Origin of the sequence: Bacillus cereus group sp. RP32 (assembly GCF_040459735.1) — a bacterium.
GTDB lineage: Bacteria > Bacillota > Bacilli > Bacillales > Bacillaceae_G > Bacillus_A > Bacillus_A wiedmannii.
This window is the reverse complement of record NZ_JARVHO010000002.1, coordinates 309,199-335,380: the sequence shown is the minus strand read 5'-3', so window position 1 is coordinate 335,380 and position 26,182 is coordinate 309,199. Positions and strand designations below refer to the sequence as shown.

Sequence of the window (26,182 nt, the reverse complement as noted above, 5' to 3'; positions counted from 1 at the left end):
TTGTTTTTGTTGTATTTCCTCCTCTTAGGTTGATAGCGATGGAGTACAGCCAGCAATGTAAGTTTAAAATAACATTATGCTGTTAAAAAAAGCTGTAGGAATGGTGTGTCAAACCATACCACTAGTTAAAGAGAATATATATATGGCGGACCTTTTAAAATAGATATAATTACGTGAAAATTATAGTAAGAAGGGCAAGGAAATGTTTAGTGATTTTAAGCTTATAGCAAATCATTCGATTTATATCCAATTTCATAATCATTTGAAAAAATGATTATGAAATGCCACCTATTGGAGCATCTATTGAAAAGAGGAATAGTTTATGGAATTAGTAAATGATAGAGCCATGTTACGATTAATGCATGTAAATGATATCGAAAGCTTATTTACCATAGTAGAAGGAAATAAAGAAATATGGAAGTATTTAATAGCTAAAATGGATAGCTATCAAGATATGGAGCAGTATGTTCAAGTAGCAATAAAAGGTTTTGAAGGGGGAACTGATTTACCATTTGTTGTTGTGGATCAAAAAACGAATGAAATTGTAGGTAGTACACGTTTGTACAGTATTTCAAATGATATCAAAACGGTTGAACTTGGGCAAACATGGTATCATCCAAGTGTACATCGTACAAGTATAAATACTGAGTGTAAGTATATGTTATTGAAATATGCTTTTGAAGAGTTACATATGTTACGTGTGCAAATAAAAACGGATTTAAGAAATGAAAAAGCACAGCGCGCAATTGAAAGGCTTGGTGCTGTAAAAGAAGGGGTATTGCGAAACGAGAGACAATTGCCAAATGGTTATGTACGGGATGCAGTTGTATATAGTATTATTGCAAGCGAATGGCCGGTTATAAAAGAACAACTATTACAAAAACTAGCAGTATATAAATAAAGAGAATATATATAATGCTTTTATATTATTTATATAAACTTTGCATGATGTGTCCTTAGAAATAATACGTTTATAAATGGGGAGGTATCATCTAATCCATATTGGATGATACTTTTTTGTTTTTTGAACAAAAAGGATATTGAAAGGGTCCTGATATGAATATCAAACCCTTTTCAATATGTATAATTATTTCACTGCTTCTTTTAATTCTTTTCCAGCCTTAAAAGCAGGTACTTTTGAAGCAGCAATTTGCATTTCTTCACCTGTTTGTGGGTTACGTCCTGTACGTGCAGATCTTTCACGTACTTCAAATGTACCAAAACCAAGAATCTGTACTTTCTCTCCATTTGCTAACGCATTTGTTATTGTATCTAATAACGCTTGTGTTGCTGCAGCAGCATCTTTTTGTGTAAGTTCAGCTTTTTCTGCTACTACTTTTGTTAATTCTGTTTTATTCATTTTCTGCACCTCTTAATATGTAATTAGGTGGCTATTATAACGTGTGTGTATTCATGACGCAATTATACTGTACTTAGAAAAAGCCATAGCAAGAGCAAGAGGACAATGTCTGTGTAAAAGGCATAAGAAGGATATTAATTATCCCTTTAAACTCTGTTCATATTTCTTTACATCTTTCATGGTTTTAAATATTAACACATCAAAAACTCCTTTTTCATTCCCACATACGATAACAAAACCATCTGTTGCTTCCAGAACTCTACCGACGCCACCATCTGTAAGTGTAATACTGGTGAGATGTTTTACGTTCAGTTTTTCTTCTTTTTGAATGTAAGTAGTTATGGGTGTTCCTACAGGAAATGCGTCTGTGATTTCTTTTGTTGTATATGTCCCATCATCTATTGACTGAGTTTTAGCTGTAATAGAATCAGTTTGAGTGGCACATCCTGTTGAACATATTAAAAGAATCCCAGTAATCATACTTACACATGCTGTTTTTACCATTCACAAAATCCTCCTATAACTGTTCGTATTGTCAACCCATTTAGGGTAACAAATTATATATACGAAGTTTGTTGGATTATATGAGTCGTAATTCAACAAAGATACAGGTATTTTGGCAGAATGTGTTTCAAACAAAAGAAAAGACACCTAAAGGTGCCTTCTTGCGACTTGAACCATCGTAATATGGTATTGAATGCCAATCTAATTATTATTTTACTACGTTAAGTAATTTTGGTTGTTGAGAAATATAATTTAAATCTATATGTTGTTTACTTTTGCTTTATTAGTTTTTGTTGTGGATTCTTCAATCTGTTTAAATTACTTTTAATTTCATCGGTAATTGCTATCTTGATACTTCCTTGAGCCTTTTTATTTCTTCATACATTTTTTTATATTCTTTTTGATGTTCTTTAGAAGCCTCTGAGACACGTTTTATTTGTTGTTTCATTTCTGTATGGAGTAAATCAGCATGCTTAATCATGGGATCATATTCTATTTTTTAAATGGATTTTTTTGTAGATTCATAGGAGAAGGGAAAGGAAGGCGTTTTTTATTTTTACACTTGCTTATTGTGTTTCATTGTGTGAAAATAACCGAAGAAATTATTGAATACAGTACTGATAAATGATAATAGAAAGTGAGCTTTTGTGATGATACCTTATTATATAGAGATAGCTCATGAGATAGCTAAAACTGCCCATGCTGGACAAGTGGATAAAGCAGGAATTGACTACATCAAACACCCTGAGGAAGTTGCTAGCTTTGTAAATACGAATGAAGAGAAAGCTACTGCTTATTTGCATGATGTTCTGGAAGATACTGAGATAACTGCTAATGATCTGTTAAGTGCTGGTATACCTCATAATATAGTTGAGGCAGTGCAGGTACTGACAAAAGAGAAATACACGCCTTATTTTGAGTATCTGAGCAAAGTGAAAGAAAATTCTCTTGCCCGTACTGTCAAACTTGCAGACTTAAAACATAATTCTGACCGCTCACGACTTGCTAGGATAACAGATAAAGACTTAAAACGGTTGGAGGAGTATCGTAAAGCGATTCAGTTTTTAGAGGAATAAAAGAAACAGTAACTTCTTTAGTAGCAATTTTCTAGAATACTAATTGTTTAAAGAAATTACTTCATGCAAATATTAAATGATCCTTGTATATAATTTTTAACAAAATGTAAAAACTAATATACAAAATGTTAAAAATTATATACAAAATGTTAAAATTAGGATAAAGTGTTTGTAGGAGGTGGGGGTAGTTGTTAAACAACCGGATAGTTGTCTGCCGTGCCGAAAAAGGTTGGACACAGCAAGATTTAGGAGAGAGAGTAGGTGCTAGTCGACAGACTATCGCTTCTATGGAAAGGAATAAATATAATCCCTCTTTAATTCTTGCATTTAAAATAGCCCAAGCTTTTGGAAAACCGTTAGAGGAAGTTTTCGAATTTAAGGAGGAATAAACAAATGGAATTTATAAAGTATGCTGTAATTATTATTATAGTTTTATCATGCTTAAGTGAATTATATATGTTTAAATTTCAAAAAAGCCAAGAGGCAAGAGATGAGAGAGGTTTAGATATTCAGTATAAAACTACTAATTTTTTATATAATACTCTTTATCTGGGAATAGTTATATTATTTCTCCTTAACATGCTTCAATATATTACAGCAGAACAATTTGTGAATATCCTCTTATATTTCTTTATTTCTTTAGGGATAATAAAAGTTGCTTATTCATATTGGAGAAGGAGCTATTAAATATAAAAAGAAATACTAAAAATAAGGGGTCATATTTTCAATATACTTGTTCCTGAATTAATAATAGATTAATTTCTGCGGAGGTATTAGTACTTAATATTAGGAGAAATTGGCCGCAGCTTACTAATATAATTATAGATACGCCTATGTACTTAAAGAATAAATGAAGAGTTTTTATAAGCGTGGAAAAATTACAATTTTTAATTCATCCTTGCCATTATAGGGGAGGGGATTTGAAGTGTGGTAAGATAAAGTCATTTTAGTAAACTTGCTTCATTTTAAAATAAGTTTGAATGAGGGAGACAATTTGCTAAATACACTATGTTGTTCATTTCCTTCTTGATTCATACCCGCTTGATAAGATGAAAATCCTTTATACGTTTTTCTTTTCCATTGCCATAAGCCATTAGCCATTAGTTTGATCGAACTCACCATAGTATTGATTGTAATCAAGCTTGTTTCCTGTGTTTTTACTAAAATTATTGCTAATAAAGATACGACTATTACTTGCATAGATTTGGTTATTGGTAATTACATTATTACGGGTATCATAATTTAATTCTATTTGGCCACTCTCTTGATCTTTTGTATCATTTTTATAAATTACATTGTTCGTAATCGTGTTATTTTCAGCATATCCTTGCTTACTGTCATATCCACCAATTGCAATACCACTCATGATATTATTGGATATTGTATTGTCTCTAACGGTAATTTGGCTTGCACTTTTTCCTGCATGTTCGCTTGCCACCTCAATACCAAGGTCGTTTTCATAGCTTTGATTTTGCTCAATAATAATTTCCTTCCCGCGATCCACGTAAATACCATCAGCTGAATATTCATTATAACTGGTATTATTGATAGATGAATTATGATGGACAATATTGTTACGTACAATTCCATTCCGTGCTTGATCTAAAGAAGCTACTGGTGATACACCTTCATGTCCAATCAGAACAATTCCGATGTTGTTGTTATCATGTAACTTGACCTTAGAACCATGGAGAATGACTTTTTCAACCTGGTAATTTTGAAAATTAATGGGGATTCCTGAGGCACCAGAATGAGTGACACGAACTTTTTGGTTATAAATCCCGCCTCTTATGTAGATTGTACTTTCTTCTTTAGCTACGTTAGCAGCTTTTTGAATAGTAGTAAAAGGTTGATCTAATGTACCAGGGATTAAGGTCGCTTCTTGTTGGAGATACATAGTAATTTGTAACAGAATTTGTATTGTTATTGGATTGTGCAAAGACGGGTACTGGAAGTGTGAAAATTAACATACTGAAAGAAAGTAATAAGATAAAACAAGATTTTTTAATGAGGAGAATATTTCTTGATAGTTCATCATTTTCTTCTTTTTTTTTAGTATTTCTTCTAAACTATACAGTTAAAATTCAGGGTTTATATCTTGCATCAATAATAATATTTAATATGTGAGATACCCAGTTTATTCTATTTAGTATGTAATAGTAATTTTCTGAAACTAGCCAAGATAAATTCCTCCTATAGAAAGTAAGGGGAGCCCCCTTACTTTAAAATTTATTAAAAAATAACTTAATTTATTGATGATATATTATTGAATTGGTGCACAACTCCAAATGTATTTTCCAACTACTTTTATTTCTGGGCAATTTTCTATATCTGTACAATCAAACATTAATGGATGTATACTAGGATTAAAAGAATCTGGTTCTAGGATAATTCGATTATTGGTTTTGTAAATTCTTTTTAAAGTGGCGTCATATCCGTTGATAAGTACAGCGGCTATGTCGCCATTATTTATATTTGTTGTCCTCTCAAGTACAGCTATATGTCCATCATGTACAATTCTATTCATGCTGTCTCCGTTTATACGAAGTGCTAATAGTTTTTCAAATCCATATTTATCTAAAATGATATCAGGTACCTGTATATCACCAATTACATTTTCTATAGCTTCAATTGGTTTACCAGCTGCGATTGTACCATAAATGGGAATATTCCGTTTGGTAATTGCTTGATCTTCAGGATAATAGGATTCATTTTCATCAATAAAGTAGGTCGCAGAGACATTTAATATCTTAGCGATTTGAGATATTTTTGACATTTTAGGGCTTCTTTCACCATTTCTCCACCGCAAAACAGTAGTTCTACTAACAGATAATAATTCAGCTAATTGTTCGTCTGTCATATTATTTTTCTTCATCAATTGAGATAATTTTAAACCGAATGATTTCATGACTTTTTGTCACCTCCGTCTTGATTGATTATATAATTGGTGTGACAAAAATGCAACTTTCTTCGTTATTTGGTAAAAAAATTCTTGACTGTTTTGTCACGTAGTACTATATTTGAATTTGAAAAGAGGTGACAAAAATGCACAAGATGATATTTTTAGAAAGAAAATTAAAGAGAAAAACTATTGAAGAAGTTGCTGATTTTCTTAATGTTTCTCCACGTACATATTGGGCAAAAGAACATAATAAAAGTGAATTCACTCTGAAAGAGGCACATATGTTATCGTGCTATTTAGAGAAATCTATAGAAGAGTTATTCCCTGATCTTTTTTTTAATTAATTTGTGACAAAAATGCACGTATTTATATCTGGATTATAGGATGTTTTTTGGGGATATTTCAAACTAAATATCTAATAATCCTATTATTAAAAGTACTTTATATATAGTTTTTTACTTGGAAAAGCAGGAAAGAGATCAAAAAAATGAAAAGCTAAAGTGTATTTGGTATAAAAAAATTGAGATGAAATATAGCATGCTAAAAATTCAAGTAGATGAAAGAGCGATCTGAAGATTATATTTAGAAAAATTAGAAGAAAAGCTTAAAGAAGTGGATGCAAAATTTGTATTTTGGGATACAAGTGAATTTAAAAAAAGAACTTGCATGTCGGGAATACTAATCAAAAAGAATTCTTTTTTTGATTAGCGCTTTCAAAAATTTAAAGTGGGCGGGAAATGGTATTTTCCGGCTAAAGAAACGAAGGCATTTTTATTAAAATGGCTAACAGAGAATGAGGTGTAAGAAAAGAAAGACTATTGTCTTAAAAAACAAATCTTATAGGAAAGTCTATTGTAGGGAGGAGGATTAAACATGGTTTTTAAAGTAACAAAAAAACAAGGATATGTCAGCAAGAGTACTAATGAAAATGAAGAATTTAGTAATACTAGTTGTTTTGAATCGGAAAAACTTTCGAATAAACAGTTAAAAATGATTTATGCCAAAATGCATATAATAGCATTGAAATATGATGGAGTAATATCAAAAGAGGAAATCAAAAAAAAATTAAAAGAAAAACTTCAAATTCAATCACTGAGTGATCTTACAAGGAAGCAAGCTAATCAAGCTATACAAGTATTAATAGGTTGGGAAATTTAAAGGTTTTGGAGAATAAAACCTTTAACATATAAGAAATTTAATATATTGATTTTAAGAAAAAGTTCTGGAGGAAGATAAAATGAGTAGTTTGCTAATACAGGATGAGCCACTATTAGTATTACCTCGATTAGCAAGTAAGATTGGGTTAAACGAGGCAATTTTTCTTCAACAAATACATTATTGGCTCAAGCGCTCGAAACATTATTATGATGATCGTTATTGGGTCTATAATAGCATTACAAATTGGCATAAACAGTTCCCGTTTTGGAATGAAAGAACGTTGAAACGGATTGTTAAAAATCTAGAAGAGTTTAATTTATTGGTAAGTGGTAACTATAACAAATTAAAGTTTGATAAAACAAAATGGTATTCAATAAATTATAACAGACTAGTTGAATTAGAAATAGATAACGATTGTGACAAATTGTCTCAACGAAAAGAACATATTGTCATAATGGAAAATGAAAATATGTCTCAACCAATACCAGAGACTACACAAAAGATTAACTCAGAGAATACCACTCAAAAAGATATAGTAGAGATAATTAATTATCTCAACAGTGTATGTAATACAAGTTATCGTATTTCAACTAAAAAGACACAAATGTTAATTAAATCTAGACTACAAGAGGGATTTAATATAAATGAATTTAAAGAAGTTATTGAGACGAAGGCGAAAGAATGGCTTTATACAGAACAGGCAAAATATTTAAGACCAGAAACCTTATTTGGAACTAAATTTGAGGGATATTTGCAGCAGAGAAAGATGGTGAAATCAAATGGCTTTAACAAAGGTAACAGATATAGTACAAAGTCTTTCGAAGAGAATGAACTTCCTTTCTGAAACATGTGTGATATGTAATCAGGAGAGGAAGCGAATGGTAAGATTGATGGAGATTCAGGGTGAAACGATTTGTCCAGTATGTCGTTTAGAAGAAGAAAATAGAAGGTTAGAAAAAGAGATGAATATTTTTCGTTATGAAAAAGAGGAAAGAAAACGTAAAAGTATATTTTACGATCATAGTCTTATTAAAGATGAAACTATTAAATTAGCTAGATTTTCGACATTTATATCAGAGTGTGAAGAGGATGAAAACAATTTAATTTTAGCTAAAAAGGCTCTTACAGACTATTTAAATGATATTCGATTTAATTTGATTCTCGTGGGTAAAGTTGGAGCTGGAAAAAGTCATATTGCATACTCTATAGCTCATGAAATGAATGAACAAAGTTCCGATAAAGTTATGTATGTTACAAGTTCAGAACTTTTTGATTACATACGTTCGACATTTAATACGCAATCATGTGAAACAGAGCATAGCATAACAAATATGCTAATTTCTATGGATTTATTAGTCATTGATGATCTAGGAGCAGAGCTAGGGGATATGGATATTAATGATCTAAAAGCAACAGCATTTGTAAATCGTGTGTTATTTAAACTGTTTGATGGACGACAAGGGAAAAAAACAATTATTACAACGAATTTAACAGGTGAGGCAATTATAAAAGCGTACGATGAAAGAGTTACATCTCGTATGTTTAATACATATCGACACATAGAATTTAAAAAAACAAGAGATAAGCGTAAGAGAAAATTACCTTTTTAAGAAAAGAATATATATTGTGTAGGAAATATAGATGCACATGAAAACATATTGTTCAAGAAATTTGTACTGTATGAATCGGTTCTTTTAATTAGCAAGCAAGTGAAGTGATTCGGAAGTAAAGAAAGAATATGAGGAATGGAAAGAGCATTTGATCAGAAATTACACGTATGTACATTGAAAGCAGTTTTTAAGTTTATTAATATGTTTTAAATAATTAAATGGAGGTATCTTGAAAATGAGAACATATAAAGGATTTGAAGCAATTAAACGAATGAAAACAAATTGGATTACAACAGTACAAGAGACACCGATGTGTTGGAAAATAGAAGGTGAAAGAGTAATTGCTGATTATTTAGGTAAAAAAGAAAGTTATCAACAAATTAATTTCTTTTTTGAGAATGAATTTATAGATTGTAGAGAAACTATTCGAAAAGGAGAATTATTGTATATTGAAAATGAAAAAAGTGAAAAATTCATCGTTGAATTTTGTAAAGAAAATGAAAAAGAAATAAAGCATGGTAGTTGGTTCTGGATTAATGGAGAGGAGTTCTCTAATAATTATGGTCATTTTGAAAAGAGTACGAAAATAAAAATTAGGAAAGCTGAAAAAAGTGAAAAATTATTATTTGAACGGGCAAAATTATTCGCTATCAAAGGGCGTAAAATAAATGAGTTTAGACTTGGTGATGTAGTTGAAAGAGATAATAAATTGTATAAAGTAGCTATTGTAAAAAGTGGAAGTGAATCTCAAATAGTAGTAGGGTGTGTTCCGATTAATGGGGGCGCAATTTGTTATTATAATTCAAAAGATATAGAGATTCAATTTTTCGTTGAAGATATGGTGGTGTAGCAAGATGAAGTTATTTTTAATTAATCAACTTATTGAAAATGGAATTTACAAATATAAGGATAAACAATTATACGAATTAAATAGTGATGAGTTAAAAAAATTAATCAAAAATCATAAGGATAAGAAAATAAATGTTAGCAATACAATGTATGAAATAATACATAAAGGCTAAAAGCCTCAATAGCAAATCATTGTAATGATTTAGAGATATGTAATTCAAATTATGATAAATGATAAGAAAGGGGCTTAACATGTTAAATATAGAATTACCAGTATTAAATAAAGAAGCTACAAAAGAAAATGTACTGAAAGCTATAAAGAAATACAGATTATTTATGAAGTGTAATTATTTTAACGAAACGATACTCTCGAAAGAAAATATATTCAAAGAAAATGCGAAAGAAGAGCGGATCAATTATATTATTGCGATGAACAAAGGGTTAGAAAAACTAGATATTGAAAGTGATAGAATAATTATTCAAAAATACTTGTTAAAGAATCGAGTTAATAGATATGAGATTATGAAAGAGCTGAATTTATCCGAGGGAGATTATTATAGAAAAAGAAATACTGCTTTTTACAACTATGCATATGCATTAGGGATTGAGGTTGAGGAGTGTTAAGATTACTACTAATAATAAATAAGTTTTTAATATGGATTATAACCACCTGTGTAAACAAGCAGGTGGTTATTTTTATGTAAAAAAATGATGAAAAAGAGATAAAAATGAATCGTTATATACATATATCATATAAGTACAAAGTAGCAATGACAAATAGTATTAAGAAAGATTTTTTTAATAATTTTAGTTTTTTGGTGAGAAAAAACAAATGGAAATTAAATGTAGATTTAGAGGGTCTCTATTTTTAACAATTTTGCTTTGTTATAAGGGTGGGAATGGTATATGCGAGATTTAATTATCCAATATAAAGAAACGTTATGTAGGTTAGAGAATGCCAAAATAAGTGCAAAAGAAGAAGAGATTAAAATATTAACAAGTATGATTAGTGATGTCACATATGCTTTGGAGTGGATGAAGAATGCAAAGATGCCGGGTAATCGCAGGGGAATGGAACGTAGAGCTGCTTACCAACGAGAAAAATCATATGATTCCTTGTTAATGCAAAGGTATTTTCGTAGTACTGATACAACATATGAATGGGATGATGAAAACAAGGAAAGTGTCATTTCAGAATGGGAAAGAATAAAACTAGAAGATGCGCTCTCTACTTTGACAAAATATGAAAGAGAAATATATATCATGTCAAGAGGAAGAGGAATTACACAAGAGAAAATCGCTAAATATTTGAATGTTTCAAGAAGTACAATTAAAACGATTCTATATAGATCTGAAATAAAAATTGCTAAACAAGTAAGAAAAAGTCTTTTCTGCGAAAGTAGTTAAGGCTTTTTTTTATTTACAAATACATTCTTGTCACCATAGTGCCACCTATAAATAGAGAGTAATAAAATAAGTTTAAATGAAATATAAAAAATGAAGCATGGATACTAGCAAAAAGAAAGAGTGATCCAAAGGATATCTATAAATTAAATGAGAGATTTTAAAAGTGACGGCATCTTTTTATTTACTACAAAATAGGCAGTAGTACATGAAAAACTACAGAAGGATGCGATTAGATGTTAGAACAAGATATAGATACTATGCCAATATGTTCAATTTGCCTTGAAAAATGTTTGTGGGTTTTGAAATTTCCAATCACAATTCAGTATTGTGATCAAATGTTAATTCGTGAGGTAGTTGACGACAATATAACAACAATATGTATCGAGTGTTTAGAAAAAGAAATACAAATGATGAGTTAAAACGGGAGGGAATGCTAGTGGCGCGACCAATGAAATTGAATGATGAGCTGATAAATAGGTTGACCCAATATATTAAAGTAGGGAATTATATTGAAACCGCATGTGCGTTAGTTGGAATTAGTAGAAGTATAGTTTATGTTTGGTTAAAACAAGGGCGTAGAGCAATTGAAACGAGTGAAAAGACAGGTGAAGTAGTACCGAGAAAAGATAAGATTTATGTGAAGTTAGTCATGGAAATTGATCAGGCATTAGCATTTAGTGAAGCTAGAGACGTTGAGACAATTGGGGAGCATGCAAAATCTAATTGGAAAGCCGCAGCATGGAGATTAGAAAGAAAATTCCCAACTAAATGGGGAAGAAAAGATCAATTGCAAGCAAACGTAAATCATTCAGGAGAAATGAAAGTAGAGCATAATAAAATGGCTATGAAAATTGGGTGTGATGAGGAAATGCTTGATTTAGCTATGAAATTATTTGAGAAAGTTCAAGGAGGAGAATTACAATCATGACACGGATGAATGTACATAAGTTAATAGATGAAAATACATTTAAGGAATTGGCAAAAGTGAACTACCCCTTTCTATGTTCAGTATACACATAAGGGATTCTATAAACATGCAAAGCATACAAAATTAATAACAAAGATTTGCCAAGATTTAATTGAAGAGAAATTATCGACTAATAGATTAATGGTGTTTATGCCACCTAGGCATTCAAAATCACAGTCTATAACAGAAACATTGCCAAGTTGGTATTTAGGAAATTACCCAAATAAGAGAGTTATAGAGGTATCTTATGCATCAAGTTTAGCTGAAAAGTTTGGTAGAAGAAATCGTGCTAAGATTGAAGAGTTTGGTAAAGAAATATTTAACATTAGAATTGATGAGCGGCAAGGTTCCGTAACAGATTGGGCACTACATAACCACTCTGGTGGAATGTTGTCTGTAGGAGTTGGTGGTTCGATTACAGGGGAGGGAGCAGATTTATTAATTATTGATGACCCTATTAAAAATCGCCAAGAGGCCGAATCAATTACATACCGAAATAGACTATGGGATGAATGGGAAGATACTTTATCTACACGTTTACAAAAAGGTGCAAAGGTAATTCTAATTTTGACGCGATGGCATGAGGACGATTTAGCTGGTAGATTGTTAGAGAAAGAACAGGAGAAATGGACTGTGTTATCAATTCCCGCTATAGCAGAGTCAAGGAATGATCCATTGAACAGAGAAATAGGAAGAGGCTTATGGGTTGAACACTATGGCCAAAATTATTATGAAGATAAAAAGAAGTTTTCCTCTGCACGTTCATGGTTATCATTATGGCAACAAAAACCATCAAGTGATATAGGGAATATTTTTAAAAGGAACTGGTTTCAACATTATGATGTATTACCAAATTGGGAACAATTTGATCAAATTATTACTTCCTGGGATATGGCTTTTGATAACACCACAAATAAAAGTTCATTTGTGGTTGGACAGATCTGGGGGAAAATAGATGGAGACAAATATTTAATTGATCAAGTGAGGGCGCAAATGAATTTCCTTGAAACAAAGAAAGCATTTGTTGTTTTTCATCATAAATATGAGTCGATCCTTCGGAATTCTGGGTTTAAAAAGTCCATTCCGAAATTAGTTGAAAAAAAAGCAAATGGTCCTGCGATTATTAGTTCATTGAAGAATGAAATAAGTGGTATTATTCCTATAAATCCACAGGGTTCAAAAGAAACACGTGCTGAGGCGATATCCCCTGAATTTCAATCTGGAAATGTATATATACCTAATCCTAAAATACAATCTTGGGTATATGATTATATAGATGAATTAGCTTCTTTCCCATCTGGTAAGCATAATGATCAAGTAGATACAACGTCACAAGCCTTAGAATACTTTTTTACTAAGCAAAAAAAAGTAATGGGTGGAAAAATAAAAAGAGTTTAGCTGAACATGTAATGTTCAGTTTTTTTATATTGGTAAAGTTTTTATGAAAAACATTGAATAAATGATTTGTATATGAAAGGAGGCATAAATCTTATGGTTGAGAAAAAAGCAATTAAAAATGTGAAGGTACTTAAATTACAAAGTCGTGAGACGACTTTACGTAATGAGGAACTTCAAAGTAAACAAATGGCAATTGATCCATTTGCACAAGTGTACGGTGATAAAGAACTAGTAAAGCCTCCATATGATATGCAAGTATTATTAAATTTGAGAGAAAGTAACCCTATTCACTCGGCATGTATTAGTGCAAAAGTAAATGATATTGCTGGTATGGGATTTGATTTTGCACCGCTAGATGAAGTGACAGAGGCAAATCAAGAACAATATAAAGAATTAAAACGTTTTATGAGATATTGCAACAATGAAATGACAAGTAGCGAAATACTTAGGGCAGTTTGGGAGGATTATGAAACTGTAGGTTGGGGAATTATAGAGGTTGTTCGTAATTTGAAAGGGGAACCAGCGCAGATTCACCATATTCCAGCACATACGGTACGTGCGCATAAAGATAAGATTCGATTTGCACAGATTGTAAATAATGAGGAGAGATGGTTTAAGAGATTTAGTTATCCATCTGATTTTAGGTTAGTAGATGGAGAAATGATTAGTGATAGCTTAGATGAAAACTCGTTATTAGACACTGAAGAAAAGGCTGGTGAAGTTATTGTAATTCGTAAATTTGGTTCTAGATCATCATACTATGGTATTCCGGATTATGTGAGTTCCATTGGTTCCATTGTAGGATCACAAGCTGTAAGAGATTACAATATTAATTATTTTACTGGTAAAACAATTCCAGATGCTGTTTTGTTTGTTGAGGGTGTTGATGAAATAGATGATTCAGTTGAAAGAGAATTAAAAACATTTTTCTCTGTCGAAACCAAAGGAGAACATCATAAGTTAGCAGTTGTTCCTGTCCCTGAAGGGGCAAAAGCTCGCTTAGAGAAATTAGGGCCTGATGTCAAAGAAGCGAGCTTTCGTTTATATCGCCAAGATAATGCTATGGAAATTTGTGTAGCTCATCGAGTGCCACCATATAGAATTGGTTGGGCTATGACAGGATCACTTGGACAGACGACAGCAAAAGAAATGAATGAAATGTATAAAAGATCAATTATTGAACCAGGTCAACAAATTTTAGAACATCGATTAAATACACAATTATTTAAAGAGTTTACAGAAACGTTGGGGGAATTGGACTGGCAGTTTCAATTAAATGAAATTGATACAGATGATCGAGCAAGTGATATGCAATATGCAATAGATGGATACGAAAAGAGTATATTAACAAGAAATGAATGCCGAAAAGTTATTGGATACGAACCAGTTCTAGAAGGAGATAAATTTTTAAATGAAAATTCAAATTCGATTTAGTAGTCTTGCTAGAAAGTAGGAATATATTATGCCAAATGAATTGAAAAATGTAGAAATTAGTTATGTTTCATTAGTAACAAAGGGGGCTAATGGTAGGCCATTTGCAATTATGAAGGGTATGAACATGAATAGCTCTAATGTTTTGAAAAATGTTCCTATTTTAAAGAGGGAAGATGAAAAACAGCTTGTAACAGGGGTTGTTTATGAACCAAATATAGAAGATGCACATGGTGATATCATGACGGCCGAAGAAATTGAAAGAGCGGCTTATAATTTTTTAGAGAAATATAGATACATAGATAAAAACCATGACGAGTTGGCAGGAAAAGGAACAGTAGTAGAAAGCTGGATTTCTAAAAATAATACGGTTGTTGGGAAACAGAATATTAAAAAAGGAACATGGCTTATGACTGTTCGAGTAGACGATAGTGAAACATGGAAAGAGATCAAAAAAGGGAAAATCACAGGCTTTTCGATGGGAGGGGTTGGAGAAAGAATGGAGATGCCACAAATGGATGAGTTTACACAAGATGAGAAAGGTGTAATTCGTAAGATGTTTAGTTTTTTTAAGTCACATTATGACGAGGAACAAACTCAGGAGATGGATAATCAGTCATTAAATAATAAACAAAACTCTAAGATGCAAAAGGTATTTAATTTGTTTGAAGATGTATTTTATGTTGGGATTTGGGAGGGAAATGTAGATATTAAGCGGATGGATTCCACCTTAGATGAAATGAAGGACATTTTAAATACAATGAAGGGTGGTGATACAGATTTCTCGCCGGAAGATATTACAATTAACTCCATGAATAAAGCAGGCACAATCTTATATAAGAAAAATGATGGAAAATTTGATGAAATGATTTCTTTGATGAACCAAATTAAAGAAAATAAGTTACAAAAAAACGCAGATCAAAATTCAGATGAAATTGCAGACATTGTAAAGAGAGAAATGGGTCCTTTTCTCGAGAGGTTACAGGAGTTGGAAGAACAGTTAAATAAAGAACTTGAATCAACTCATGATACTAATGAATTAGAAAATGACAGAGAATCTAAAAAGACAAGTGAATTTATTCAGAAGGTAATAGACCCCATTTCAAAGAGACTTGAAGTAATTGAGCGATCAGCACAAGTTCGTAAAAGTCTTGGTGCTGATGCCAAACCAACAAACGAGATGAGAAAACCAGTAAATAAATGGGTAGGATTAGATCTATAAAGATAAGGAGAAATGAATCTATGAATAATAAAGAATTATTAGCACGTATTGAACGAATTGAAAAGAGTACAATGACAACAGGAGGAATGAAAGCGGGGCTATTATATCCGGAACAAAGTAAAGAATTTTTCCGAATGGTATTTGATGCAACTCCATTTTCTCAATTGCATCGTAAAGAGATTCGCAAAGCGAAAAAAGGTGAATTAGATAAAATTGCAATCGGTGGTCGAATTTTGCGTAGGAAAATGGAAAATAGTGATGATGGCTATCGAGCAGGTGTAGAAACGTCGAAAGTTGAATATGATACAATTTCTATTCGTTTACCATGGGAAATTACGGAGGAGCTACTTCGAGAAAATATTGAAGGTGAAGGATATGAAGATACTGTTATGACATTAATGTCAACTCAGTTAGGTATTGACCTTGAAGACCTTCATTGGAATGGGGATGTAACTTCAGAGGACCCATTTCTTCAAATTAATGATGGCTGGTTAAAACAAATTAAACAATCAAGTAAATCTCATATTGTCGATCATTTTAAATTAGTGACGGGAACGGGAGATGCTGAAGCTAGCGCTGGGTTTAGTAAAGACTCAATCTTTAATTTATCTAAGGCGATGCCTAATAAATATAAAAATGAAGGTTTAAAGTGGATTATGTCACCTGCTCGTAGAGAGAAGTGGATTGAATATTTAACAACTCGTTCAACTGGCTTAGGCGATGCTGCGTTATTAGGTACAGGGGATCAAGTTAATAAGCCGTTGGGGTATGAGATTGTCACAGTCCCTTCTATTCAAGATGATGTAATTATTTTTGCAGATCCTAAAAACTTTATTGCGGTAAATACGTATGACACGCGAGTTCGTAAGACTGTAGAAGGTAAATCTGCTGTTATGGAAGATAAGCGATTCTATGTTATTCATTTGGATGATGATGCAGTTATTCAAGAAATGGACGCAGTAGCAATTCTTACTAATATACCTGATAAATTTGGGAATTAAGTAAGGTAATTTGCATATGAAGATTATAGAATTGAAATTAGGCGGTACATATACTGCGTATGGCTATACTTTTTTTAACGGAGTAAAGGAAAAGGTTGCAAATGAGAAAGCAAACTATTTACTGAGTACAGGACATTTTAAGTTAATAGATAGTATAGAGGTTAAAAAGAAAGAGAAGTAAAAGAGGTGGAAGGATGGAAATTACTGTACAGGACATAAAGAACAGGGTGAATGTTCAACGAATGCCCGATACGGTAATCCAGGAGCTCATTAGTCAATATGAATTGATTACTAAAAACTATTTGAGAAGTAAGCCAAGTAACCCAATGAAAGAGAAAGTTAGAACAAGTAAATTGGCTTGGCTTTCTTTTCGAGCAGAAAATTTGATCAAGGTAATCCATATTGGTTCTGGAGAAGAAGTTACCAGTTCAGTTTTTTCTGATGGCTGCACTGTATATGGTTTAAGTGAGAATCAATTATATGAGTTTGAGTATACAATACAAGATTATGATGGGCTTTTGACTTTAATGAAAAAATGCATCATCGATATGACGTGTTATGCGGTAATTCGAACAAATCTACAATATGAAAATATGAAAAAATCAGCAAATATCGGAGATTATTCATATGAAATAAATATTGAATCGCTAGATGAGGAAACTGTTAATAAAAAGATTTTAAAAGTATTAAAAAAATACCGAAGTAGAAACCCTTTAATAGCATTATGAATGAAAGAATAGGCTGTGAACATTAGATATGGAAGAATTATATATACATGAAGTAACTGTGAAAAGGAATCAAAAGGTAAAACAGTCGGCAGGAAATTTTAAAGAAGAGCCTGTCATTATTTATGAAAGAATGAAGTGTCGTGTAACAACACACACAGCGGTAGATAATGAAAGGTTAAAAAGAAATAAACAAAATTTTGAGCCGAATTTTAAAATTTATACTTCTGCAGAACATAACATCCATACAAATGATGTAATCTATTTTCATGATTATGTATTTGAGGTAAGAGGAGAACCAAGAAATCCATCATTTTTAGATCACCATATTGAATTGTATTGTGAGTTGTTGGAATAAAATGACGAATACATCGGAATTCATGGTTACACGTAATGTAGAACAGGTTAAAGAACAACTTAATAAAATAATGGTAGAAAGAATTATAAGTGCTTGCAATCAACTGCAACGAGAAATGAAACAAACAGTATCAGGTAGTCACAATGGTGTGAAGTATAAAATTCCACGATCAAGTCGCACATATATTGCTTCAAAACCAGGAGAGACATTTGCTTCTAGAACGGGAGAATTACAAGATTCTATTAAATATGGCTTACATATTACAGATAACGAAGTAGTGGGAACGATTGGAAGTCAATTAAAAAGAGCGGTGTATGTCGAAAATGGTACAAGTACTGTAGAAGCCCGACCTTTTTTCTTAAAAACGTTTGAAAAAGAGCGTGGGGAATTAAAAAGGACATTGGGAGGAGAACAATGACGACAAAAGCGATTGCAACAATTAGAAATATTATTGAGAAAGATACAATTGTGCAAAGTAATCTATCGAAATATGAAGGAGAGCCCGCTCTAACATTTCAAACTGCACAAAATGATATGAAAATGCCTTATGTGGTAATGAGAATTGAATCTAATAATCCGGATGATATAGAGGTAATTGATCGTATGATCCTCACTTTTGATATATATTGTGGCCAAGGTGATTATGAAAAAGCGGATGTAATTTCAAGGCGAATAGAACATTTGTTAGACAGAGAAGCGGGATTGTTAAGAGATTCTGGTATTATTACGATTCATCGAGCAGGCAGTATTACAGTTCCAGATGAAGATCCATCAATTATTCATATTAGTATTAAGTTTCTTGTACGGGTAGGAAGAATGGAATTATATTAAGGAGGGAAAAAAATGAGTTGGAAGCTTATTAATGGTGTACGTGAGGGTACAACTGATAATTTTGTTATTGGACCGGGTGTAATGTATAAAGGTTTTAAAAGTGTAAAAGACCTAGGTGAGATGTTAGGAGCTACTACAGGTGGCTGTAAAGTGGGGTTTACTAGAGAATACTATGATGCTGATATTGATGGTGTTTTAGGAAAACTAGTTCGCGGAAAATGGCTATTAAAAGATGAACCACATATGGAGGTTACACTAGTAGAATTTACGAAAGAAAATTTAGAGTTAGCTCTACCAGGCGTAGATGTAGATAGTACGACTGATAATGATTATAACATTGTAAAACCAACCAATGAAATTAAAGACGCAAGTTATAGTGATATTGCAATAGTAGGTGTAGTTTCAGGAAGTGATATTCCGGTTATTTTTGTTATCCGAAATGCAATGGTAGTTTCTTCTGTAGAAATTGATTTAAAAGATGGTAAAGGAACTGTAGGACTTAAATGCAAATTTATTGGTCATTATAGTGAAAGTTCGCCTAATACACCCCCTTATGAAATTTATTTACCAAAGAAAAAAGCACCTAAATTACCTACAACAAGTAAATAAGTTGTAGGTTTTATTTTTAGGTTATAAAAGGAGATATTGAATATGACAACAATGCTAGAAAAAATGATGCATAATAGTACAGAAATTACAATTTCAGGTCAGAAGATGAAGATGAGACGTTTAAATGTAAAAGATGTTTGGCGTTTTACTAAGATTATTTCTAAAGTTGGTCGTCATGCAATGACTGATTTTATGGAGTTTGGGAAAGGAAAGAATGAAATTGATGAAAAAATTCAATTGGCCCAAATGAATGAAGAGCAACAAGAACAGTTAAATGAAATTGAAAAACAAAAAAAAGAAAAGGGTTTAGAGTTTGTCTTTCAATTATTGTCTATGATTCCGGAATGTGAAGATGAGTTTTCGGAATTTTTCTCTAGTCTATTACAGATTAAGCGTGAAGAATTCGATCAGTTACCACCAGAAGCCATGGTAGCAGTTATTGAAGGATTATTAGAAAGTGAAGATTTAATGTCTTTTTTCAATCAGGTCAAGGGTCTAATCAAATCTCAAAGTCTCAAGTGGAACAAACAAGAAATGTAGAAAATGACTCTAATAAATACATAGAAGAAACAGAGCAAAATATGCTAAGGGCTTTTGATAAAGTCCAAAAACGGTATGGATGGACAGATGATTATGTCTTATCCATACCGTATTCTCGTTTAATGGACCTATTTTCTTTTATTAGTCAGGAAGAGCAGCAAGAAGAATTAAATGAATGGAAAAAGATGGCCTTTATCGGATTTCAAACAAGGCAATTAGAAGAAGGAACAACTTTTCATGACTATTTGCAAGCTTTTGGACTTACGGATTCTACGTCAGATGGGGAAGAAAATGAGACTATGGAAGTTTGGTCCAAAGAGGAATGTATCGACCATGCAAATAAGCTGATTGCAGAGTTTCAGTTTGAAGACGATAAGGAATAAAAAACTTCCTAGTTAGAAAGGGGGGAGTGAATGTTTACAGAAGTATTCCAGTTGTTTGGTACAATTGGAATTAAAGCAGATGAAGCTTATAAGGATTTAGCAAAGTTTGAGGAAAGTTTACAAAAGGCTTCTAAGAACATACAAGAAAAATTTCAAAAACCAGCAGAAGTACTTAATCAAATAAATGGCCAAATTCAAAAATTTGGTAGCGGGGCGACCAATGTTTTTGGGAAGATTGGTAACAAAGCGGATCAGGCATATAAAGGTGTAGAAAAATTTGAAGAGAGAGTGCAAAAAGCCTCTAATACAATGCAAGAAAAAATCCAAAAATCAGCAGATTCTCTTGGGAATATTAGCAAGCAAATGCAAACGTTTGGTGACACTATTTCAAATAAAGTTACAAAACCAATAGAACAAGTCAATAGCAAAGCTTTACAATTTGCTACTGATTTGGAAGGTTCTCAAAAAAAACTACAGGATATGCTTGGGTTAACTGAAAAAGATGCAAAGAATTTGGCTGGAACTATTCAACCTATCGCTCAACAAGTCGTGAAGATTTCTAATATAGTAATACCATCGTTGAAGCAAACGGTTGAGTTAATCAAATCTGTTTCTGGTCTTATATCTAAGGCGAGTGAAATCATTGGTGGCCTTGTAAATATAGTTAAAACATTAATGCAAATACCGGGTGCAATTACGGCGATTATTAAAGATGCCTTAAAACTAATTAAAGTTTTTAGTGAGTTTGCACAGATATTGACTGGTCTTGGAAAATCAATGTTTTCATTAGTATTAAGCCCATGGGGTTTTGCGATAATTGCAATGGTTGCTTTAGTATATGTGCTGTATAAAAATTGGGATTCAATTGTGAAATATACAAAGCAGGCAGTGCAATGGATCAGTGATATTTGTTCTAAAGCCTGGGATGCTATCGTTAAAGTTGCGAAGTCAGTATGGGATAGCTTGTCAAAGTTTTTCTCAAGTTTTTGGGAAGGAACAAAAAAAGTATTCCAATCTGCGGTATCGTTTATAGATAAAATACTTAGCGGGGCATGGAAAATAATTACTACTGTAATTACAATGTATATCAACATATGGAAAAAGACATTTGAAATTGGTTGGAATTTAATAAAAACGATATTTAATACAGTGCTAAACGTAATAAAAAGTGTTGTTAAGTTTGCTTTAGAATTTATTAAAAGCTATATTTCTACTGCTATTAAAACATGGCAAAATATTTTTAAAACTGGCTGGAATATTATAAAAACAGTTTTTACGACGGTGCTAAACTTTTTGAAAACATTTATAAGTGGTGCATTTCAAGCAATTCGCAGCATAATTACGACTGTGATGAATGGGATAAAAACCGTCATTTCTACAGTGTGGAATGGAATAAAGGCAATTTTTACGACTGTATTAAACTTCTTAAAATCAGTTGTAAGTAGTGTGTTTCAAGCAATTCATAGCATAATTACAACTGTAATGAATGGAATAAAGACGGTTATTTCTACGATTTGGAATGTAATAAAAACAGTTTTTATAACTGTATTAGAGACTATAAAGAATTTTGTGGTTACAGCATTTCATTTTATAAAAAACACAATTACGACTGTAATGGATATCGTAAAGTCTATTATTGTAACCGCATGGAATTTTATTAAAGAAACAATAATAGTTGCTGTTCGGACATTTGTTAACTTTGTGGTGGATAACTTTAATAAGATAAAAAACACAATATTTAGTGTTGTTGGTGCTATTAGAGATTTCATAGTAAGTAACTTTGCAGCAATTAAAAAAGCTATCGTCGGAGCGTTTGACGGCATTGTTGATACAGTAAGGGATGTATTCGGTAAAGTTGGTTCTATAGTTAAGGGGATAGCAAACGACGCTGTAAGCTGGGGGAAAGATATTATTGCTGGTATTGGTAAAGGTATGACATCTATGGCTGGCTGGGTTGTTGATAAAGCTAAAGGCGTTGTAGACGGAATACCAAAAGCAGTTAAAAGTTTCTTTGGTATAAAATCTCCTTCGCGTCTAATGATGGAATACGGCGGATATATTACAGAAGGTCTTGGTGTAGGGATGGAAAAAATGATTCCGGCTGTAGACAAGGCTTCTGGATTGTTAAATAAAGCAGTTGTTCCACCAAAACCGATGCAACTAGTAACGGATGTATCTACCCGAATTGGACAAATGGGGGCACATTCTGCTGATATGATTGGAAAAGCTGCACATCCATTTGCTGGGCAATCTTCTGTTGAAAAGAAAACAGATAAAGGTGTTACAATTCAAAATGCTACATTCAAAGTTGCTGTTGAAAAATTGCAAACCGCAGAGGATTTTGTGAAAATGAGAAAATTACTACAAAACGTAGTTGCTGACGATCTAATGGGAATGGCGGTGCGGAATGTATGAGTATATTAAAAACATTGCATAGAAAAGCAGGTTCATATTACCTCTTTGAAGATATAGTAGAGTTAAAAAACACAATAAAATATACCATTACTTTTGGATGGCCAGGGACATATAACTTTCATTTTATGTCCCAGGTTCCTATTGGTTCAGATGGTATGCTGCCGAATAAATACTTTATTGTTCGGGTAAATGGTATTGAACGGTTTAGGGCTAGAGGTTCTTACGCTTGGGAAGCACGAGAAATATTTGTTGGTGCAGGCCCACAAACAATTGAATTTACAACAATCGGTTATGGTGATTCTGATATAGCCTATGTAAGCCAAGCTTCTTATCATGCATTTGGGCATGTTCCTAACATTGCAATGATTGAGCAAACAAAGATGCCAAAGTCACTAGACGGCTTAAAAACTCACAATGTTATGCATGGGTATCCGCGTTTTCAAAGTGCTGGCAATAAAGGATGCGAAGTAGAATTTACCCTTCTATTTAGAGATATAAAATATTGGCGTGATTTCATGAGGGAAATATATCGTACTCATATTATCACTGGTGATTATGGTACCTACGGAGGTATTATACCACCTAATGAAGTGGATACTATACGAAAAGGCACATTAGTACTAGCAAAATGTAAATTAATATCAACAGCACAAGCAGGCGTTGGAGTTGATGGCATATGAGGGAAGGTTCTGTATCTTTAATTAGAATGTTGGGGAGTCACTTCCAATTAGGGAATAACTCCCCTAATTTAATTGTTTTTATGAAAAAAAGGGACTCTTCTTCTTACGTCCAAATTCAACACCGTGTAACGAGTTTAGAAGTCCAGGAGAACGCAGACCAATTCGCAAGTACATTTACTATTACCTTTGCAAATGAATACGGTCAAATGGCTCCTGATAATTGGTATGGTAAGTTTTCTTCTATTCAAGAATGGTTTTATAACAGTGAAGTAACAAATACAAATCAACTGTATCCACAGACAGAATTTAAGGTGTCTATTGGCCACGGTGAAGAGGTTTTACCTTATATACATGGCTTTGTATCTGACGTAAAGGTGAATGCCGAAAGCGGCACAATATCAGTTACCTGCACAACATCTTATAAAAAGGTTCTACAAAAATCAGTAATTCCAACGCCGGGGTCAGATGAAATTGTTGCACCGACTGGAAATGTATATGATGTAGTGAAATTCTTCCTTAAAAAAGCAGGAGTTACATTACACGGAAGTAGGGTAAACATTCCTGGGACCAATGAAAGTTGGATTGTTGAAGGGGCAACTGGAAAGAGGTTTCAAAAGTGGGATGAAATTGTACGGGATATTATAGATACAACATTCCACTACATTAAACATGAACCAGATGGAAGTTGTACATTTATGAAAATGCCAGACTATGCAGTTAATGAACCTGCAAAGTTTAGTTTTAGAGAAGGCGAAAACCTTGTCTCTTTAGATATGCAGCTAACTGACCAGGATATAAGTAACAGCATTGTTGTTAAATGTGGAGATTATGCAAACGGATTTCTTAATTCGTTTCTATTAAAAAATGTATCGCAGGGTGATTTACGAGAGGAAATGATAGAAGTTCCTTGGGCGACAACGTTCTTTGCAAGGCGAGCGGTTGCTGCTGCTTATCATTTAAAAGCAATCCAGAAGTTCAGAACATTAACAGTAGCAGTCATTGGAGATCCAAGGATTCAATTATTCGATGTGGTTTCTGTTTACAATAGAGATTCTGGTCAACAATGGAATTACTTTGTTAAAGGAATTAATACCATGATATCTGCAGATGATGGATTCTATCAAACTTTAGATTTATCTGTTAACTATGGGTATGAACCAGCTCCATATACAGATATAACTGGTATTACAGTAAATGTAGATACATTACGTTTAAAACTTTGGGATTGGGATGTAGAGGATGGCGATTTATTAAATATTTACTGTAATGATAAATTAATCGAAGAAAATTATTTTATCCGGAACAATCCGACATATGTTGATATTCCACTTGAATATGGTGTGAATACTATCGTATTTGAAGCAGTACGAAACCCAAAAGGGATTCTTACAGGACGTTTGCAAGTATTGGATACGCAAAATAATATCTTGTTTGATTATGGTTCGTTACCAGATTTATCATTTCCTAGGGTAAATCAAAACAAAGATCACTATTATATCCAACGACCAGCAAAAACTTGGTCTGTTACGAGGGTAAATTAGGGGTGATTCAATGATAATGCAAAAGAACTTATATGATCCTATTATGTATTTAATGAAAGGGTTAATTGATAGGGAATTTTACAGCGGTGGAAAACCGATTCCTGGTAATGATCCAAATGACGTATTTAAAGAAGGCATGACCGAAGGATATACGCTTATTCGTGATGGTGCTCGTTTATCTGCAGTCGATGGAGATAAATATTTACACTATGATTTAGCTTTTAATGCACACAGCATGCTAGAAAAGGTTCTTGTCTCTCATAAAGTAACAGGAAAAGAAATGGAGATACAATTAATATACAATGCACAAAAGCAATTAGAGCGTGTGCAGCCGAGACTTCTTAATAAAGGTAACGGTATACTATCTGATTTAGCAATTCCCGATGTGTCGTAATGATGCACGGGAATTTTTTAATACAAGAAAAAGGGTGATTACTCTTGTTTGAAACAACCTATTTAGCTGGTGGTCGATTAGATCCACCTTTTCATCCAACAAAAACGGAACCATTCGTACCTGGATTCATTATGGATTCTACATCATATAAAACGGATGAAGTGAAATATGTATTACCTGCAGATATGGAGATTTACGCAATTAGTGTTAGTTCTTCCATTTACGAATTAGATGATAAATGGGATTTAATCGTGAATGGACAAACTGTTTGCCAAGATATTTATACAAAGCGTCTTCCAGAAGGGATGCACTTTATGGTTTATAAAACGGTTAAAGCAGGAGACACAATTGTATTCCGATTCCATAACCAAGGAATTCTTGCTAAAACTGTTTGGTTTGAATTGCACTTTTTAAGATAAGGAGGCGTACTTATGAGTTTTGCAATTAATTATATGGCTGGTGGAAGATTCGACGCGCCTTACTTCCCGACAAAAACAGAACCATTCATACAAGGGCGAAGAGTTGGTATTCATGATGACATTCATGTAGATAAGTTTTCATTGCCATTCGAAACAGAAATGATTGCTTTTTCTGTTGCTGCTTCACATTACAGTGATTCGGACTACTGGAATTTATTTATTAATGGCCAACAAGTGTTTAAAGAGGTTTATGTAAAAGATGTGCCGGAGGGATTTAATTTCTCTGTTGTAAAACCTATACCTGCTAATGCTGAAGTGAAGTTCGAATACCACAATGCATCCGCAGATAAAAAAACTATATGGCTTAATTACCAACTATTGAGAGATTAAGAGATTAGGAGC

Annotated in this window: 35 protein-coding genes and 1 pseudogene; 32 read left to right on the top strand and 4 right to left on the bottom strand. The window is 32.6% G+C overall.

Annotated features, from left to right (window positions below; translation table 11 throughout):
* Positions 1-322 precede the first annotated feature (322 nt).
* Positions 323-901 carry a GNAT family N-acetyltransferase gene (locus QCI46_RS29020; protein ID WP_353842096.1) on the top strand — a complete coding sequence of 193 codons (579 nt, stop codon included), beginning with the start codon at positions 323-325 and terminating at the stop codon, positions 899-901.
* 186 nt (positions 902-1,087) lie between these two features.
* Here QCI46_RS29020 and QCI46_RS29015 read toward each other — a convergent pair whose 3' ends face one another.
* Positions 1,088-1,360 carry an HU family DNA-binding protein gene (locus QCI46_RS29015; RefSeq protein ID WP_002144198.1) on the bottom strand — a complete coding sequence of 91 codons (273 nt, stop codon included), beginning with the start codon at positions 1,358-1,360 and terminating at the stop codon, positions 1,088-1,090.
* Positions 1,361-1,498: 138 nt separating this feature from the next.
* Positions 1,499-1,864: a hypothetical protein gene (locus QCI46_RS29010; RefSeq protein ID WP_353842095.1), complete on the bottom strand. Its 366-nt coding sequence runs from the start codon at positions 1,862-1,864 to the stop codon at positions 1,499-1,501.
* Between the two features lie 650 nt (positions 1,865-2,514).
* Here QCI46_RS29010 and QCI46_RS29005 point away from each other — a divergent pair.
* The 3 genes from QCI46_RS29005 to QCI46_RS28995 all read left to right on the top strand — a co-directional run bounded on the left by QCI46_RS29005 (position 2,515) and on the right by QCI46_RS28995 (position 3,627).
* On the top strand, positions 2,515-2,940 hold the full coding sequence (locus QCI46_RS29005; RefSeq protein ID WP_353842127.1) for an HD domain-containing protein: 426 nt from the start codon (positions 2,515-2,517) through the stop codon (positions 2,938-2,940).
* Positions 2,941-3,128: 188 nt separating this feature from the next.
* A complete protein-coding gene (locus QCI46_RS29000) occupies positions 3,129-3,329 on the top strand; it encodes a helix-turn-helix transcriptional regulator (RefSeq protein WP_000933886.1) in 201 nt (66 codons plus the stop codon).
* Between the two features lie 4 nt (positions 3,330-3,333).
* Positions 3,334-3,627: a hypothetical protein gene (locus QCI46_RS28995; RefSeq protein WP_002204138.1), complete on the top strand. Its 294-nt coding sequence runs from the start codon at positions 3,334-3,336 to the stop codon at positions 3,625-3,627.
* Between the two features lie 273 nt (positions 3,628-3,900).
* Here the strand turns inward: QCI46_RS28995 and QCI46_RS28990 are convergent.
* Together QCI46_RS28990 and QCI46_RS28985 are read right to left on the bottom strand one after the other, a co-directional pair.
* Positions 3,901-4,975 (bottom strand): annotated as a pseudogene (locus tag QCI46_RS28990) (right-handed parallel beta-helix repeat-containing protein).
* Positions 4,976-5,203: 228 nt separating this feature from the next.
* On the bottom strand, positions 5,204-5,848 hold the full coding sequence (locus QCI46_RS28985) for a LexA family protein (RefSeq protein WP_242253717.1): 645 nt from the start codon (positions 5,846-5,848) through the stop codon (positions 5,204-5,206).
* Positions 5,849-5,985: 137 nt separating this feature from the next.
* Between QCI46_RS28985 and QCI46_RS28980 the strand changes: the two genes are divergently transcribed.
* From QCI46_RS28980 to QCI46_RS28845, 28 genes are all read left to right on the top strand, one after another.
* Positions 5,986-6,186 (top strand): helix-turn-helix transcriptional regulator, encoded by a 201-nt coding sequence (locus QCI46_RS28980; protein WP_353842094.1) that lies wholly within the window; start codon positions 5,986-5,988, stop codon positions 6,184-6,186.
* A 529-nt stretch (positions 6,187-6,715) separates the two neighbouring features.
* Entirely contained in the window at positions 6,716-7,000 is a 285-nt protein-coding gene (locus QCI46_RS28975) for a hypothetical protein (RefSeq protein WP_353842093.1), read from the top strand.
* A 79-nt stretch (positions 7,001-7,079) separates the two neighbouring features.
* Positions 7,080-7,844: a conserved phage C-terminal domain-containing protein gene (locus QCI46_RS28970; protein WP_353842092.1), complete on the top strand. Its 765-nt coding sequence runs from the start codon at positions 7,080-7,082 to the stop codon at positions 7,842-7,844.
* Entirely contained in the window at positions 7,780-8,610 is an 831-nt protein-coding gene (locus QCI46_RS28965; protein ID WP_098961808.1) for an ATP-binding protein, read from the top strand. Before QCI46_RS28970 ends, QCI46_RS28965 begins: the two co-directional genes overlap by 65 nt.
* Before the next feature lie 235 nt (positions 8,611-8,845).
* Positions 8,846-9,460: a hypothetical protein gene (locus QCI46_RS28960; protein WP_353842091.1), complete on the top strand. Its 615-nt coding sequence runs from the start codon at positions 8,846-8,848 to the stop codon at positions 9,458-9,460.
* A gap of 4 nt (positions 9,461-9,464) precedes the next feature.
* Complete coding sequence (locus QCI46_RS28955; protein ID WP_262787300.1) at positions 9,465-9,632, top strand: Fur-regulated basic protein FbpA; 168 nt, start codon at positions 9,465-9,467, stop codon at positions 9,630-9,632.
* Positions 9,633-9,711: 79 nt separating this feature from the next.
* The gene (locus QCI46_RS28950) at positions 9,712-10,083 is read left to right on the top strand and encodes an ArpU family phage packaging/lysis transcriptional regulator (RefSeq protein WP_353842089.1); all 372 of its coding nucleotides are present in this window, start codon (positions 9,712-9,714) and stop codon (positions 10,081-10,083) included.
* 282 nt (positions 10,084-10,365) lie between these two features.
* The gene (locus QCI46_RS28945; protein WP_353842088.1) at positions 10,366-10,866 is read left to right on the top strand and encodes a sigma-70 family RNA polymerase sigma factor; all 501 of its coding nucleotides are present in this window, start codon (positions 10,366-10,368) and stop codon (positions 10,864-10,866) included.
* A gap of 233 nt (positions 10,867-11,099) precedes the next feature.
* Complete coding sequence (locus tag QCI46_RS28940) at positions 11,100-11,285, top strand: hypothetical protein (RefSeq protein ID WP_154131926.1); 186 nt, start codon at positions 11,100-11,102, stop codon at positions 11,283-11,285.
* A gap of 11 nt (positions 11,286-11,296) precedes the next feature.
* The gene (locus QCI46_RS28935; protein ID WP_069603977.1) at positions 11,297-11,794 is read left to right on the top strand and encodes a hypothetical protein; all 498 of its coding nucleotides are present in this window, start codon (positions 11,297-11,299) and stop codon (positions 11,792-11,794) included.
* A gap of 189 nt (positions 11,795-11,983) precedes the next feature.
* Positions 11,984-13,231 carry a phage terminase large subunit gene (gene terL, locus QCI46_RS28930; RefSeq protein WP_353842087.1) on the top strand — a complete coding sequence of 416 codons (1,248 nt, stop codon included), beginning with the start codon at positions 11,984-11,986 and terminating at the stop codon, positions 13,229-13,231.
* A gap of 93 nt (positions 13,232-13,324) precedes the next feature.
* Positions 13,325-14,665: a phage portal protein gene (locus QCI46_RS28925; protein ID WP_353842086.1), complete on the top strand. Its 1,341-nt coding sequence runs from the start codon at positions 13,325-13,327 to the stop codon at positions 14,663-14,665.
* A gap of 28 nt (positions 14,666-14,693) precedes the next feature.
* Positions 14,694-15,884: an XkdF-like putative serine protease domain-containing protein gene (locus tag QCI46_RS28920; protein ID WP_353842085.1), complete on the top strand. Its 1,191-nt coding sequence runs from the start codon at positions 14,694-14,696 to the stop codon at positions 15,882-15,884.
* A 20-nt stretch (positions 15,885-15,904) separates the two neighbouring features.
* On the top strand, positions 15,905-16,885 hold the full coding sequence (locus QCI46_RS28915) for a phage major capsid family protein (protein WP_098961799.1): 981 nt from the start codon (positions 15,905-15,907) through the stop codon (positions 16,883-16,885).
* A 16-nt stretch (positions 16,886-16,901) separates the two neighbouring features.
* Positions 16,902-17,066 carry a YqbF domain-containing protein gene (locus tag QCI46_RS28910; protein ID WP_000691127.1) on the top strand — a complete coding sequence of 55 codons (165 nt, stop codon included), beginning with the start codon at positions 16,902-16,904 and terminating at the stop codon, positions 17,064-17,066.
* Between the two features lie 13 nt (positions 17,067-17,079).
* Positions 17,080-17,613, top strand: a complete 534-nt coding sequence (locus tag QCI46_RS28905) for a hypothetical protein (RefSeq protein ID WP_000406978.1) — start codon at positions 17,080-17,082, stop codon at positions 17,611-17,613.
* A gap of 28 nt (positions 17,614-17,641) precedes the next feature.
* Positions 17,642-17,968, top strand: a complete 327-nt coding sequence (locus QCI46_RS28900; protein ID WP_353842084.1) for a hypothetical protein — start codon at positions 17,642-17,644, stop codon at positions 17,966-17,968.
* Between the two features lies 1 nt (position 17,969).
* On the top strand, positions 17,970-18,386 hold the full coding sequence (locus QCI46_RS28895) for an HK97-gp10 family putative phage morphogenesis protein (RefSeq protein ID WP_002175907.1): 417 nt from the start codon (positions 17,970-17,972) through the stop codon (positions 18,384-18,386).
* On the top strand, positions 18,383-18,799 hold the full coding sequence (locus tag QCI46_RS28890; RefSeq protein WP_000208342.1) for a hypothetical protein: 417 nt from the start codon (positions 18,383-18,385) through the stop codon (positions 18,797-18,799). Before QCI46_RS28895 ends, QCI46_RS28890 begins: the two co-directional genes overlap by 4 nt.
* Positions 18,800-18,811: 12 nt before the next feature.
* Positions 18,812-19,408: a hypothetical protein gene (locus tag QCI46_RS28885; protein ID WP_000118565.1), complete on the top strand. Its 597-nt coding sequence runs from the start codon at positions 18,812-18,814 to the stop codon at positions 19,406-19,408.
* A gap of 42 nt (positions 19,409-19,450) precedes the next feature.
* A complete protein-coding gene (locus QCI46_RS28880) occupies positions 19,451-19,948 on the top strand; it encodes a hypothetical protein (protein ID WP_353842083.1) in 498 nt (165 codons plus the stop codon).
* Positions 19,927-20,331 carry a hypothetical protein gene (locus QCI46_RS28875; RefSeq protein WP_483299036.1) on the top strand — a complete coding sequence of 135 codons (405 nt, stop codon included), beginning with the start codon at positions 19,927-19,929 and terminating at the stop codon, positions 20,329-20,331. Before QCI46_RS28880 ends, QCI46_RS28875 begins: the two co-directional genes overlap by 22 nt.
* 30 nt (positions 20,332-20,361) lie before the next feature.
* Positions 20,362-22,746 (top strand): phage tail protein, encoded by a 2,385-nt coding sequence (locus QCI46_RS28870; RefSeq protein ID WP_353842082.1) that lies wholly within the window; start codon positions 20,362-20,364, stop codon positions 22,744-22,746.
* Positions 22,743-23,426 (top strand): hypothetical protein, encoded by a 684-nt coding sequence (locus QCI46_RS28865; protein ID WP_098961796.1) that lies wholly within the window; start codon positions 22,743-22,745, stop codon positions 23,424-23,426. The genes QCI46_RS28870 and QCI46_RS28865 overlap by 4 nt, the downstream gene beginning before the upstream one ends.
* Positions 23,423-24,967, top strand: coding sequence for a hypothetical protein (locus QCI46_RS28860; RefSeq protein WP_353842081.1), 1,545 nt, complete (start codon positions 23,423-23,425; stop codon positions 24,965-24,967). The genes QCI46_RS28865 and QCI46_RS28860 overlap by 4 nt, the downstream gene beginning before the upstream one ends.
* 10 nt (positions 24,968-24,977) lie before the next feature.
* Positions 24,978-25,361, top strand: a complete 384-nt coding sequence (locus QCI46_RS28855; RefSeq protein WP_353842080.1) for a hypothetical protein — start codon at positions 24,978-24,980, stop codon at positions 25,359-25,361.
* Positions 25,362-25,405: 44 nt separating this feature from the next.
* Complete coding sequence (locus QCI46_RS28850) at positions 25,406-25,780, top strand: Low copy number virion structural protein (protein WP_353842079.1); 375 nt, start codon at positions 25,406-25,408, stop codon at positions 25,778-25,780.
* 12 nt (positions 25,781-25,792) lie between these two features.
* Positions 25,793-26,170 (top strand): Low copy number virion structural protein, encoded by a 378-nt coding sequence (locus QCI46_RS28845; RefSeq protein ID WP_353842078.1) that lies wholly within the window; start codon positions 25,793-25,795, stop codon positions 26,168-26,170.
* Positions 26,171-26,182: the final 12 nt, after the last annotated feature.